This window comes from Dermacoccus sp. SAI-028, assembly GCF_004346775.1.
Taxonomy (GTDB): Bacteria; Actinomycetota; Actinomycetes; order Actinomycetales; family Dermatophilaceae; genus Dermacoccus; species Dermacoccus nishinomiyaensis.
In genome coordinates, this window is the sequence record NZ_SMFS01000001.1 from 2,240,421 (window position 1) to 2,253,908 (window position 13,488).

Consider the following 13,488-nt stretch of genomic DNA (forward strand, 5'->3'; position numbering starts at 1 on the left):
GATGCCCCCAGGCGCACATGGACTGGTGCACGAATCCCGTGGACGCCTCAGGCGATTGCGGCAGATTCCTCAGGCTGAGGCACTCGTTTCACGCAGGAGGGCCCCGCTCCGCGCCCAGCACGAAGTGGGGCCCTCCTCGGGCATCTAGATGGCGATCGTCAGTGACGCGACCTGGCTGTCCGGAAGTCGGCGTTCAGCTGGCTGATGACGTCGAGCGGGATCTCCTTCGGGCAGGCCGCGGCGCATTCACCGATGTTGGTGCAACCGCCGAAACCTTCGTGGTCATGCGTGTTGACCATGGACACGACGCGGGCGTCGCGCTCCGGCTGGCCCTGCGGCAGCTCACCGAGGTGCGTGATCTTCGCGCCCAGGAAGAGCATGCCGGAGGCGTTCGGGCACGCGGCCACGCACGCGCCGCAGCCGATGCACTTCGCCGTCTCGAACGCGCGGTCTGCCTGAGGCTTCGGCACGAGCTGGCTGTGAGCCTCCGGTGCAGCACCCGTGTTGACGGAGATGTAACCGCCGGACTGGATGATGCGGTCGAACGCGCTGCGGTCGACGACGAGGTCACGCACGACCGGGAACGCGTCGGCGCGCCACGGCTCGACGGTGATCTCGTCCCCGTCCGTGAACGAGCGCATGTGCAACTGGCACGTCGTCGTGACCTCGGGGCCATGTGCCATGCCCGAGATCATGAGCCCGCACATGCCACAGATGCCCTCGCGGCAGTCGGAGTCGAACGCGATCGGCTCGATACCGTCAGCCTGGAGCTGCTCGTTGAGCACGTCGAGCATCTCGAGGAACGACATGTCCTCACTGATGTCCTTGACCGGGTAGGTCTCGAAACGCCCAGCGGCGGCCGCGTTGTCCTGACGCCAGATCTTGAGTGTGAGATTCACTTGTAACTCCGCTGCTTCAGTTCGATGAACTTGTAGACGAGGTCCTCCTTGTGCAGGACCGGCGTGTTGGCGGCATCCTCGGACGCGAGCCCGTCCTCGCCGTACTCCCAGGCAGCGACGTACGCGAACTCGTCGTCGTGACGCAGCGCCTCACCGTCCTCGGTCTGGCTCTCCGCGCGGAAGTGACCACCACAGGATTCGCGGCGGTGCAGCGCGTCGATGCACATGAGCTCGCCCAGCTCGATGAAGTCGGCCACACGACCGGCCTTCTCGAGCGACTGGTTGAGAGTGTCGGCCGCGCCGAGCACCCGGACGTTGCTCCAGAACTCCTTCTTGAGCTCGCGGATGAGACCGATCGCCTTCGTGAGGCCGGCCTCCGAACGCTCCATGCCGCAGTACTCCCACATGATGCGTCCCAGCTCCTTGTGGAAGCTGTCGACGGTGCGAGTTCCGTTGATGGACAAGAACTTCTCGATGCGCTCCTCGACCGAGCGGCGCGCCTCGACGACGGCCGGGTCGTTCTCGTCGACCTTCTCGAACGGCCCCTCGGCGAGGTAGTTGCGAATCGTGTTCGGCAGGACGAAATAGCCGTCCGCGAGGCACTGCATCAGCGAGCTGGCGCCGAGACGGTTGGCACCGTGGTCGGAGAAGTTCGCCTCACCCGTGCAGTACAGGCCCGTGATCGAGGTCTCGAGGTCGTAGTCGACCCAGAGGCCACCCATCGTGTAGTGCACGGCCGGATAGATGCGCATCGGCGTCTTGTACGGGTCCTCACCGGTGATGCGGGCGTACATGTCGAACAGGTTGCCGTACTTCTCCTTGACGGCCGCCTCACCCATGCGCTCCATGGCGGCGGTGAAGTCGAGGTAGACACCGCGACGCATCTGGCGCTTGTTGCCGTGCTCGTCGACCTCGTCGACGAGCGGGCCGACGCCGCGGCCCTCGTCACACATGTTCTTCGCCTGACGCGACGCGATGTCACGCGGCACGAGGTTTCCGAACGCCGGGTAGATGCGCTCGAGGTAGTAGTCGCGCGCCTCCTCGGGGATGTCGCGCGGGTCCTTGTCGCAGTCGGCTGCGTTCTTCGGCACCCAGATGCGGCCGTCGTTGCGCAGCGACTCCGACATCAGCGTCAGCTTCGACTGGTGGTCCCCGGAGACGGGGATGCAGGTCGGGTGGATCTGCGTGTAGCACGGGTTGCCGAAGTAGGCACCCTTCTTGTGCGCACGCCACGTCGCGGTGACGTTGCAGCCCATCGCGTTCGTCGACAGGAAGAACACGTTGCCGTAGCCACCCGTCGCGAGGACGACGACGTCGGCGAGGTGAGTGTCGATCGCGCCGGTGACCATGTCACGCGTGATGATGCCGCGCGCACGACCGTCCTTGATGATCACCTCGAGCATCTCGTGGCGCTTGTACTCCTTGACGGTGCCCTTCGCGACCTGGCGCTCCATGGCCTGGTAGGCGCCGATGAGCAGCTGCTGGCCCGTCTGACCCGCGGCGTAGAACGTACGCGCGACCTGCACACCACCGAACGAACGGTTGTCGAGGTAGCCGCCGTACTCACGCGCGAACGGAACACCCTGGGCGACGCACTGGTCGATGATGTTCGTGCTGACCTCGGCGAGGCGGTAGACGTTGGTCTCGCGGCTGCGGTAGTCGCCGCCCTTGACCGTGTCGTAGAAGAGGCGGTACGTGGAGTCACCGTCGTCGTTGTAGTTCTTCGCGGCGTTGATACCGCCCTGCGCGGCGATCGAGTGCGCGCGACGGGCCGAGTCCTGGTAGAAGAACGTCTTGACGTTGTACCCGGCCTCACCCATCGTCGCGGCGGCCGAGGCGCCGGCGAGACCGGTGCCGACGATGATGACCTCGAGCTTGCGACGGTTCGAGGGGTTGACGAGCTTGTCGTCGAACTTGTGCTGCGTCCACATCTGCGCGATGTCGACGTCGGGAGCCTTGGTGTCCTTGATCGGCGCGCCCTCGGTGAAGAAGGCGTGGGCGTCGTTGCGCCCGCCCTTCTCCTGGGTCGCGGTCGGCGTGTCGCCGGAGCCGCTCTGCGCCGTTTCACCCATGGGAGTACTCATGGTGTCTTGTCTCCTGTCAGATGAGGTGGAAGAGGACGGCGAGCGGCGGGATGAGGAAGCCGACGGCGATGACGGCGGCCGTCAGGTGCGCCACGAGCTTGGCCTTCTTGCGTGCCGCCGGCGAACCGGTCCACCCGAGGGTCTGCGCCGCGCTCCAGATGCCGTGCATGAGGTGCATGCCGAGGGCGATCATCGCCGCGATGTAGATGAGGGCGACCCACCACAGGCGGAAGCTGTCGTGGACGAGCCAGTACGGGTTGTTCGTGTCGTCACCGTTGAAGTTCACCTTGGGCAGGGTGAACTGGATGAGGTGGAAGATGACGAACAGGAGCAGGAACAGCCCGCCCCAACGCATCGCCTTGTCGGCGTGCCCACCGAAGCCGAGCTGCGTCTTCTTCACGGCATAGCGCTGCGTGCGCGCCGTGCCTGCGCGCTGCCAGAGCTTGACCGCCGAGTAGACGTGCGCGATCAGCGCGAGGACGAGGAGAACCTCGATGATGTCGAGAAGCCCACGATGCGGGAGCATGGGCTCGCCGATCGTGCGCAGGTGATGGGCGTACGTGTTGAACGTCTCTTCGCCCCACAGGAGCTTGAGGTTTCCGTACATATGCCCAAGAACGAAGAGCACAAAGAAGAGTCCTGAGCCCGCCATCAGCGTCTTCAGGAAGAGGGTGCTCCCAGCCTTGCCAGTCCGCTTCGCGGGGAGAGTATTCGTTGCCACGCAGGGCACTTTACGCCGTCCGGGCGACGCCTCGGAGGCCGGGTGTTCCCAACGTGCGCAAATCGTGACATATCACACAGACCTTAGGAGGACCTAACCACCGGCTGCGAGATGCCTCACGCTCGAGGCGCGTTCAGGACACTCCGGCGCCCGAGCCGCGGCCCTGCAGCGTGAACGACTCGACGGGCGACCACACGCCGTCATCCTCCTGGAAGTAGAGGTGGAACTCGCTCACCGTGAACGCCGCCTCGTAGTGCTTGTTCACCTCGAAGGCATGCGTCAAGGCGCCGTCGTCGACGTGGTGGGCGATCGTCACGTGAGGGTGGTAGCGGAACTCGAGGTCGCGGCCGATGGGTCCGCTGCGCACCGCCGATTCCAGCTGCTCACACGAGTCGACGCCCTGCGCGAGCTGGACGAAGACGACCGGAGAGGTGGGCCGGAACGTGCCGGTGCCGCGCAGGATCATGTCGAAGGGCGCGAAGTCGCGCGCCACGTCGTGCAGGTGAGTGGTGAACGCGGGGATCAGCCCGTCCGCCACCTCCGTCGGCGGCATGAGCGTGACGTGCGGCGGCACCGCGTCAGCCTGGGGGTCGCCCGCGGCGCGACGCATCTCGCGCAGCTGCGAGAAGTACGGCTCGGGGACGGCGATGCTGACGCCGACGGTGCGCACGATCCGTCCCGCTCAGCGCGTCACCGGCACCAGGCCGACGGCGTCGTAGGCGCGGGCGAGCGTCGGCGCGGCGATCTCGCGCGCGCGGGCCGCACCGTCGGCGAGGATGCGGTCGAGCTCGCCGCGGTCAGCCATGAATTCGAGGTAGCGCTCACGGAAGGGGCCCTGGACGGAGGCGACCACCTCGGCCACCTCGGTCTTGAGCGCGCCGTACCGGTTCTCCCCGGCGAAACGTTCGACGAGGGTTTCGATCGACTCGCCCGAGATGGCCGAGTGGATGCGCAGCAGGTTCGCGATGCCCGGCTTGTTCTCGACGTCGAACGCCACGAAGTTGTCGAGGTCGGTGACGGCCGACTTGATCTTCTTCGTGTTCTTCTTCGTCTCGTCGAGCATGTTGATCGAGGCGTTCGCGTTCTCGTCCGACTTGCTCATCTTCTTCGTCGGATCCTGCAGCGACATCACCCTCGCCGTGCCCTCCGGGATGTACGGCTCGGGCACGACGAACGTCTCGCCGAAACGGGAGTTGAAGCGCTGCGCGAGGTTGCGGGTCAGCTCGAGGTGCTGACGCTGGTCCTCCCCCACCGGCACGTACTGCGCGTCATAGAGCAGGATGTCCGCGGCCATGAGGATCGGGTAGGTGAACAGCCCGACGCTCGTGTTGTCGTTGCCGCGTTTGCCGGCCTTGTCCTTGAACTGCGTCATGCGCCCCGCCTCACCGAAGCCGGTGATGCAGTTGAGCACCCACGCCAGTTCGGTGTGCTCGCGCACGTGGCTCTGGACGAAGACGGCGGAGCGCGCCGGGTCGACGCCGCCCGCGAGGTATTGCGCAGCCGTCGCGTAGGAGCGTTCACGCAGCAGCGCCGGGTCGGGGCTGACGGTGAGCGCGTGCAGGTCGACGACGCAGAAGTACGGCGTGAACCCCTCCTGCATCCTCACCCAGTTGATCTGCGCACCGAGGTAGTTGCCGAGATGCAGCGAGTCGGACGTCGGCTGCATTCCGGACAGGATGTGCGGGCGGGTCTGGCCCGCGACGAGGGGTGAGGTGTTGTCGGACATGCGCCCCATTCTGACACCGCCGACGCGTCCGCGCGCGTTCGGATCATCGACCAGCCCTCCACCGCGGCGGCTCGAAGGGTGACGCCGGCCGGCTGAGGCGCGGGCTCACGCCCGCCTGAGGGGCGGGCATCGACGCACAGGTTCGCACTTGCGTCTATGTTGGTTTCTGTTGAATCGACCGATCGCTCCGAGCCGCGGTCGAGCACGAGCGGGGCGCGCTGCGCCCCGGACCATCGGGAGGGTGGATGCTCGCACGTCAGCGTCAGGAAGCGATCCTGCGCGGCATCGAGGACGACGGTGGGGTGCGCGTCAGCGACCTCGTCGAACGGCTCGGTGTCTCCGACATGACGATCCGTCGTGACATCGAGTTCCTCGCCGGCAAGGGTCTCGTACTCAAGGTGCACGGCGGCGCGACGGCCGTCGGGGATCACCCCATCGACGAGCCTGGCTTCTGGGTGAAGTCGGCGATGAACCCCGTGCAGAAGTCGGAGATCGCCCGTACTGCCGCGAGCCTCATCGGCAACGGCCAGACGATCGCGGTCAGCGCGGGGACGACGGCCTACGCCGTCGCCGTCGAACTGCGGCCCGTCAAGCGGCTGACGGTCGTGACGAACTCCCCCCGCGTCGCGGAGCTGCTCTACGACCCGGTGCGTGAGGATCAGAACATCGTGCTGACCGGCGGCGTCCGCACGCCGTCCGATGCCCTCGCCGGACCGGTCGCGAACCGCATGCTGGCCGACGTCCACGTCGACACGCTCATCCTCGGGATCCACGGCATCGACCTCGACGCGGGCCTCACGACGCCGAACCTGCTCGAGGCCGAGACGAACCGTCTTCTCATCGCTGCCGCTCGCAAGGTCATCGTCGTCGCCGACCACACGAAGTGGGGCGTCGTCGGGCTGTCGACCATCGCTCCCCTCGAACGCGTCGACGTGCTCGTCACCGACGCTCAGCTCGACGTCGAGGCACGACGCCTCGTGAGCGACAAGGTCGGCCAGCTCATCGTGGCCAAGCGTGATGACACCCCAGGCGATCAGGCCGACGGGTGACCCCCACCCCCTCGAGCGCAAACGTGAGACACGCAACCGGGCCTTGAAGCACCCGCATTCAGACGGCCGTCCTAGACTGACCCCGACCCTTCTCACCAGTGATACGTCGCCACGGGGGCACAACGTGGGCGACGACAGGAGCACCCGTGACCATTCTGGACCTGGTTCGTATCATTCGGACGAACCTCAAACTGCTGCTGCTCAGCATGTTGCTCGGCATCGTCGTAGCCGCTGGCTACACCCTGACCAGGCCAGTCGAGTATCAGGCCACCTCGACGGCCCAGATCATGGCCGGCGCCTCCAATGATGCGAGTGCCGCCATGGTCAACCAGCAACTGGCCAACCAGCGTTCCGGTGCGTACGCCCAGCTGGCCTCAGGATCGGGTGTCGCCGACCGCGTCGTCGCACTGTCCAAGGGGGCCCTCTCGCCTGGTGACTTCGTGCTCGCAGGCGCTGGATCTGAGGGCACCTCGAATCTGTCGCTGACCGCATCCTCGAGTTCAGCCGCCAAGGCGCAGCAAGCAGCCAACCTGGCACCCGCGGCTCTCTCGCAGGAGATCAAGCACATCGAGACCCTCAATGGCGCCAAGTCGACGGTGTACGACGCCTATCCCCTCTCACGAGCGGGCCTGCCGGCGTCGCAGACGTCACCCAAGTGGCCCGTCAACCTTCTCATCGGCGCCTTTCTGGGCCTGGTCGCGGGGACGGTCCTGGTCGTGCTGCGCAAGCAGCTCGACTCGCGCATTCGTCACACCAGCGACCTGGAGAAGGTCACCGGCGTGGGCACCCTGGGAGTCATTCCGAAGGCCAAGAACCTGCAGACCAAGAGTCGGGGAGGCCTGGGGGCGCTCGGCAGCACGTCTGAGGCCTTCCGAATGCTGCGGACGAATCTGCGGTATGTCTCGGCTGAGCAGCCACCCCGATCCCTCGTGATCACCTCGGCCGTCCAGAGCGAGGGAAAGTCCACGGTCGCGTCCAACCTGGCGCGCGTGCTGGCTGCCGCCGGCCAGCACGTCGTCCTCGTGGACACCGACCTCCGCCGCCCCGTGATCCACGAGACATTCGACGTGGACAACGCCGTGGGTCTCACGGAGGTGTTGACGGGCCAGGCCTCGCTACGTCAGGCGATCCAGCCCGGCGACCACAAGAACTTGTCGATCATCACGTCCGGACGCATCCCGCCGAACCCCTCAGAACTTCTGGGCTCGCGCCGGATGAGTGCCGTCATTGATGCCCTGGAGGAGGAGTACTTCGTGGTGCTCGACGCGCCACCACTGCTCCCGGTCACGGACGCCGGTCTGCTGTCGGTGGCGGCCAGCGGTGCGGCCGTCGTCTACCACCACGGCACCACGCACAAGGAGCAGATCGCTCTGTGCACCAAGATCCTGGATCAGGTGGGAGCCCACTACTTCGGCTCGATCCTGAACATGACCCCGCCGCGATCCATGGGTTCCACGGTCTACGGCTACGGCGCCGGCAACTACGCCACAGCCGGTTATGGATACGGCTACGGGTACGGATACGGACACACGGACGAGTCGGACGAGGCGTCCGCACTGACCCCGGCGCACGAGCTCGCCGACATCACTCTTCACGCACCCGAATCGACGCCCGCAGCGGGCCCCCAGGTGGACCGAGGCAACGCCGGGGTCCCTCTCGACACGACGAGGCACGACCCGATGCGGGGAGAGTCGTCGCAGGCGCCGAGCGCCTCTGCGAACGTTGAGCGCGCCCCCCGCCAGGCCACACCTGCGACGTCAGACTCCGACGGTGCGCCTCCGAGCCGCCGTGCTCGTCGGTTCCGCGCGAACGACGACGCCTGAGCCGGCTCAGCGCTCTTCGACCAGCTCCGTCAACCTCCGGATGAAGTTGTGCTCGCCGAACGCTTCGGCATGGGCACGAATGGCGTCCGGGTCCCACGGCTGGGAGCGCACGGCGTCCATTCCTCGGTTGATGTCGGCGGGAGCGGGCCGTTCGATGAACACGCCGTTGACTCCCTCTACGACGGTGTCGAGGTACCCCCCGGCGCGCAACGCGACGACGGGTTTGCCGAAGGCATTGCCCTCGAGAGGTGTGAGGCCGAAGTCCTCGTAGGACGCCGCGACGAGGGCTGCAGCATGGGCGTAGGCCCAGCGCAGCTCGTCGTCGCTGATGTCGGAGACGATCTCGACGTTGTCGGGGCGGCTCGCCCGCAGAGGCTCAGCCATCGGCCCTGCGCCTACCACGAGCAAGCGCTCGGAGCGCCCACGCATCGCTTCGATGACGGCGTCGACGTTCTTGTACGGCATGAGGCGTGACACCACGAGGAAGTACGGTGTCTGACCCCAGTACGCAACGGCGGCGATGGGGGCTCGACGACCTGTCTCGTCCACGCCGAACGGCGGCGGGAGGACGGCGACGTCGTAGCCGTACGCTCGCTTGATCCGTGTGGCGATGACGTTGGCGTTGGCGACGTAGGCGTCCGCCGTGGCGGCAGCCTTCACGTCCCACGCCAGCAACGGTCGCTTGAGCACCTCGAGAGCCGCGCCCTTGACGCTGCGGCGGCCGCCCGCGCCGAGATACTCGTCTGCGGCGTAGAGCCATCGGGCGGGCGAGTGACAGTAGACGATCTTGTGGCCCGTCGTGGGAAATCCGTGAGCCCACCCGCTCGACGATGCCAGGACCACGTCGGCGTCGATCGTCATGCGGTTCGAGGCCCATGGGAGCAGGGGCAGGGCGAGCCGGTGGTATCGGCGCAGCACCCCGATTCGGTTGAGGGGGGAGACGACGATGTTCTTGTCGGCGAACTCCGGGAACGTGGTCGACGGGTTGTAGAGCGTCGTGTGGATCGGCGCGTCGGGGAACGCGCGGCTAATGGCCAGGACCACGCGTTCGGCCCCTCCGCGTTGCGTGAGGTAGTCATGTGCGATGGCGACGCGGGGGCGGCTCGCCTCGGTCGCCAACTGATACAGCTGGGCGGGACCCGGGCCTGCCGCGGACTCCTGCGGCACGACATCGTTCGGTGGCGCGTCGGTCATCGTCAGGCTCCTCGGATCGCGCGCGCAAGCGTGGCGGCGGGTTCTTCGTCGGGCGTGCGCCAAGGCGGGGTCGGTTCGCCGCCCCACTCGGCGAGGCCGTAGCGGCGCCAGAAGTCGCGCACCCATGGGGGTGGATCGGTGGCCGTGACCCAGGCGGGCAAGCCCCGCATCGCGGCTTCGAGTGTGCCTGTCGAGAAGATGGAGACGACGGGCTGCGTGAGCTCGGTCAAGGCGGTGCTGGTCGACGCGAACTCGACGCCTCGCCGCCGCATGACTGCGTGAAGGGTTCGCGAGACGGCGTCCTTCTCGTTCGGGTGCGGTCGATAGAGCATCTCGCCCTGGGCGCACGCATGGAGATAGGTCGTCAGCGTCTCACGCCGCGTCAGCTCCGTTCCGTGCAGCTGCCCGAGCATGACGGGTCGATCTGTCGTGATCCGTGGCCGGCCTTCGTGGGATGCTGCCCACAACATCTGAGATCCGACGACCTGGGCCGTGACGTCGGGTCGTCCGCGCGTCCAGTATTCGGCGTCACTGTCGCACCAGGCGAGCACATGCGCTCCGGCCGGGGCGGGCGGCGACCAAGGGGTGAGCAGACCGTGCTGGACGAGATGCACGGTGACGTCGCGTGCTTGCGCCCAGCGCACGGCACCCTCGCTCCAGTGGAGGTAGGCCCCAAGTGTGAGCACGGAGCCGATCGTGGCCGGCAGGTCGGCCGGTCCGTCATAGGGCCGCGCTTCCCACGCGCCGCCGAGACCCTCGAGCGGATCGATGTCGAGGTCGCGTGGGGCGAGCACCGCCGTTCGAGCGAGATCCAGGTGGCGCAGCGGCTCGACGATCGCCACCCGGCAGCTCGGCGTCCCCTTGTCGATGACGACGAGGGTGGTGGCGGCGTTGCGCGGCAGCCACAGCCAGGCACGAGGCTCCGCCACCGGCCGGAACCGGCCCTTGGCGCGACGGACCGCCTCGACACCCCGCCGCCGGCGATCAGCCCACTGCTGCCATGCGGCCAGGTCGGGCATCAGACCCGGCACGGTCTTCGTCATCCTGCTCCCCCTCGTCGTCCGAACGGATCAGGGCCATTCTGGCGTACCTCACCCCCATGGCGTGCGTGGGCGATGCGAGAGGATGGCCACGTGAACGATTCGTCCGCACCTGACTCCCTGGCCGCCCTGATCGCGGAACGCGACGTGCTGGTCCTGTCGCCGCACATGGACGATGCCATGCTCAGCGCCTCGTCGGTGGTGCTCGATCACCCGTGCGAGGTGTGGACGGTCTTCACGGGTGCGCCGCGCCCGCCACAGACGACGTCCTGGGACCTCGGCTGCGGGTTCGCGGATTCGGACGCGACGATCGCCGCTCGCAAGGACGAGGACGCACGCGCCTTCGCCGGGACGCCGGCCCGGACCCGTCACCTCGACGCTCTCGAAGGCGCCTATGCGACGCGTGAGCAGCACCGCGCCGCACTGCCCGGCATCGAGGCCGAGATCGACGCGTGGATGACGGCGCATCCCGACGGCGTCGTCATCACCCCCGCCTGTGCGGGGCTGCACATGCCGCCGCCCGTGTGGCAGCCCGCCCTCGACGCGGCGAAGCGCGTCAAGAACGCCGTCGCGGCGCGGCGCGGCGCGGCCTTGTCGGCGACGCCGTCGAACGACGAACCGCTCCGCGAGCGCGAGGCGCCCGCGGGCGAGCCGGCTGAAGCCCCCTCTGCCGTACCCGGCTCTGCCGGCCTCCTGGCGAGCGTCAAGGGCGGTGTGCGGTCTGCGGCGCAGCGGCTCCTGCACGAGGAGCATCTGCGTCGGCGGCGCCGCACGATGGGTGAGGACGGTCTCGCAGCGAACCCTGATCACCTGGCGCTGCGCGATCTGACGTTGCGTGTCGCGGCCCGCCACCCGGGTGTGCAGCTCGTGCTGTTCGAGGATCTGCCCTACCTGTGGCACGCGCGCGGCGACGACGAGGTGGCGCGGCTCGAGCGTTCGAGTGGCGTGGGCGCGACCCGCGTCACCGTGCCCGTCGACGTCGAGCGCAAGCACGCCCACCTGCGTCACTACGCCTCGCAGCTGCCGGTTCTCGATCAGCGCGGGCGTCTGCTCGAGGCGGCGAACCTGCCGGATCACGAGGTGTTCTGGCTGGTGTCGACCCTCCCGGACGCGAACTGATGAAGGCAGGCGGTCAGGTCAGCCCGATGCCCGTGCGGCGCTCGATGGGTTCGCGGCGCACCTTGTAGCGCACGAATCCCCGCGCCTGGCCGGCTCGGAGTCCGGCGCGTGCCGCGAGTCCGATCAGGTCGCGTTGCTCGGCGGGACGCAGCGCCATGCGGGCGGCCGCGCCGGGGAGCTTCGCCATGTCCACGTACCAGCGCGGCGCATGCAGATGCGGCGAGGTCGCCCACAGGTCGTGCGCGGAGCAGAGTTTCATGTGCATGAGACCGGCGTCGTAGGCCCGCCGGAACGCGGCGCTGGTCGTGGCACGTCGCCGCTCGGCCAGGGTCATCCCCCAGCTCTTGCCGAGGGTGTAGCCGGCCGCGACGAGACGTAGCGCGAAGTCGTTGTCCTCCACACCCGGGAAAAAGGCTTGATCCCAGCCGTCGAGGGCCCGCACGGCGTCCTTGCTGAAGGCGCAGGCCCCGCCCATCATGATCGGGTAGCCGGGGTTGAGGTCCACCGCGGAGAAGTCGAGTGCCCCGTATGGATCGGCGCCCGGTCCGAGCACCTCCCAGACATGATCGAGGCCCTCGGTGAACTCGGCCGCGTCGATCATCGTCACGGCGCCCGTGACGAAGTCGGCCTGCGTCAGCCCCTCGTACGCCGCGCGCACGAACGTCGGACCGGCGGCGTCGTCGGCGTCGCACAGGACGGCCAGTTCGGCGGCGGCCTCGCGCACCCCGACGTTCCTGGCCACCGAGATGCCCTGGGCCTCCGTCGCCCGCACGACGCGCAGATTCGCGATGCGGTCGGTGAACTGCTCGACGACCTCGTCCGGTGGCGTCGACGAACGGTTGTCGACGACGAGTACCTCGAAGATCGGCGGATCGAGCTGACGCGACAGCGCCTCGAGCTGCAGCCCGAGCGTGGCGTTAGCGTCGTAGCACGGAATGATCACACTGATGTCGATCATGGAACTCCCCCGTCCTCCCCCGTCGACCTGCGGCCGCGGCACCCCTTTGGGCGATCATATCGACTCACCTAGGCTGGACGTCATGTCGAACGCGACGCCCGCCATCATCCCCGCACGCGGCGGGTCGAAGGGCATCCCCCGCAAAAACCTCAAGCTGCTCGAGGGCAAGCCCCTCATCGTCTGGACGATCGAGCAGGTCCTCGCGACGCGCGGGCTGACCCCCTACGTCTCGACCGAGGACGCCGAGATCGCCGACGTCGCCCGTGGCGCCGGCGCGCAGGTCATCGAGCGTCCCGACGAGTTGGCGGGTGACACGACGGCGTCGGAGCCCGTCATCGAGCACGCCATCGAGGTCATCACCGCCGAGGTCGGCCGGCCGGATCAGGTGATGTTCCTGCAGGCCACCTCTCCCCTGCGGCTGCCCGGCACCCTCGCGCGCTGCCTCGACGAGTTCGCCGTCACGGGCGCCGACTCGATGGTGGGCGTCGTGCCGGCCGAGATCTTCATGTGGCGACGCGTGCCGCACGTCGAGGCCCTCTACCCGTACGAGGCGCGCCCCCGCCGTCAGGATCTGCTTCCCGAGCAGCTGCGCTATCGCGAGACGGGGTCGCTGTACCTCACCCGCACCGAGATCTACGAGCGCCACCACAATCGTCTCGGCGGCTCGATCGAGTTGTTCGTCATGGATCCGCTCGAGGGCATCGACATCGACGCCGAGCACGACTTCACCCTCGCCGAGAGCCTGTGGCGCCGGATGAGCGAACGCGACGCGTGAGCGATACCGCGCGGTAATGATCGGCGGTCCGGACCCCGGCGAGGCGGCGTCGAGACGGTTATGATTAGGCGCATCGGGTTGGTTGCCATGGCCTGTCCCG

At 67.8% G+C, this 13,488-nt stretch carries 12 protein-coding genes; 4 read left to right on the forward strand and 8 right to left on the reverse strand.

Going from position 1 to position 13,488, the window contains the following annotated elements; all coding sequences use genetic code 11:
• Positions 1–158: 158 nt before the first annotated feature.
• From EDC82_RS10205 to trpS, 5 genes are all read right to left on the reverse strand, one after another.
• A complete protein-coding gene (locus EDC82_RS10205; RefSeq protein ID WP_038569034.1) occupies positions 159–899 on the reverse strand; it encodes a succinate dehydrogenase/fumarate reductase iron-sulfur subunit in 741 nt (246 codons plus the stop codon).
• Positions 896–2,830 (reverse strand): fumarate reductase/succinate dehydrogenase flavoprotein subunit, encoded by a 1,935-nt coding sequence (locus EDC82_RS10210; RefSeq protein WP_235006293.1) that lies wholly within the window; start codon positions 2,828–2,830, stop codon positions 896–898. The genes EDC82_RS10205 and EDC82_RS10210 overlap by 4 nt, the downstream gene beginning before the upstream one ends.
• Before the next feature lie 169 nt (positions 2,831–2,999).
• Complete coding sequence (locus EDC82_RS10215; RefSeq protein ID WP_313956497.1) at positions 3,000–3,713, reverse strand: succinate dehydrogenase cytochrome b subunit; 714 nt, start codon at positions 3,711–3,713, stop codon at positions 3,000–3,002.
• A 124-nt stretch (positions 3,714–3,837) separates the two neighbouring features.
• The gene (locus EDC82_RS10220) at positions 3,838–4,374 is read right to left on the reverse strand and encodes a 2'-5' RNA ligase family protein (RefSeq protein WP_062258003.1); all 537 of its coding nucleotides are present in this window, start codon (positions 4,372–4,374) and stop codon (positions 3,838–3,840) included.
• 12 nt (positions 4,375–4,386) lie between these two features.
• Positions 4,387–5,430 carry a tryptophan--tRNA ligase gene (trpS, locus tag EDC82_RS10225; RefSeq protein WP_131941377.1) on the reverse strand — a complete coding sequence of 348 codons (1,044 nt, stop codon included), beginning with the start codon at positions 5,428–5,430 and terminating at the stop codon, positions 4,387–4,389.
• 245 nt (positions 5,431–5,675) lie between these two features.
• Between trpS and EDC82_RS10230 the strand changes: the two genes are divergently transcribed.
• Entirely contained in the window at positions 5,676–6,479 is an 804-nt protein-coding gene (locus EDC82_RS10230) for a DeoR/GlpR family DNA-binding transcription regulator (RefSeq protein WP_131941380.1), read from the forward strand.
• Between the two features lie 146 nt (positions 6,480–6,625).
• Positions 6,626–8,302 (forward strand): polysaccharide biosynthesis tyrosine autokinase, encoded by a 1,677-nt coding sequence (locus EDC82_RS10235; RefSeq protein ID WP_006944462.1) that lies wholly within the window; start codon positions 6,626–6,628, stop codon positions 8,300–8,302.
• 6 nt (positions 8,303–8,308) lie between these two features.
• Here the strand turns inward: EDC82_RS10235 and EDC82_RS10240 are convergent, their stop codons facing one another.
• Together EDC82_RS10240 and EDC82_RS10245 are read right to left on the reverse strand one after the other, a co-directional pair.
• Complete coding sequence (locus tag EDC82_RS10240; protein ID WP_131941382.1) at positions 8,309–9,496, reverse strand: glycosyltransferase; 1,188 nt, start codon at positions 9,494–9,496, stop codon at positions 8,309–8,311.
• Between the two features lie 2 nt (positions 9,497–9,498).
• The gene (locus EDC82_RS10245; RefSeq protein WP_038569042.1) at positions 9,499–10,539 is read right to left on the reverse strand and encodes a hypothetical protein; all 1,041 of its coding nucleotides are present in this window, start codon (positions 10,537–10,539) and stop codon (positions 9,499–9,501) included.
• A gap of 90 nt (positions 10,540–10,629) precedes the next feature.
• On the opposite strand from EDC82_RS10245, the gene EDC82_RS10250 reads away from it, so the two are divergent.
• Positions 10,630–11,655 carry a hypothetical protein gene (locus tag EDC82_RS10250; RefSeq protein ID WP_131941385.1) on the forward strand — a complete coding sequence of 342 codons (1,026 nt, stop codon included), beginning with the start codon at positions 10,630–10,632 and terminating at the stop codon, positions 11,653–11,655.
• A gap of 13 nt (positions 11,656–11,668) precedes the next feature.
• On the opposite strand, the gene EDC82_RS10255 is transcribed toward EDC82_RS10250, so the two are convergent.
• Positions 11,669–12,613: a glycosyltransferase family 2 protein gene (locus EDC82_RS10255; RefSeq protein ID WP_074046107.1), complete on the reverse strand. Its 945-nt coding sequence runs from the start codon at positions 12,611–12,613 to the stop codon at positions 11,669–11,671.
• A gap of 82 nt (positions 12,614–12,695) precedes the next feature.
• Between EDC82_RS10255 and EDC82_RS10260 the strand changes: the two genes are divergently transcribed.
• A complete protein-coding gene (locus EDC82_RS10260; RefSeq protein ID WP_040014461.1) occupies positions 12,696–13,388 on the forward strand; it encodes a cytidylyltransferase domain-containing protein in 693 nt (230 codons plus the stop codon).
• Positions 13,389–13,488 lie beyond the last annotated feature (100 nt).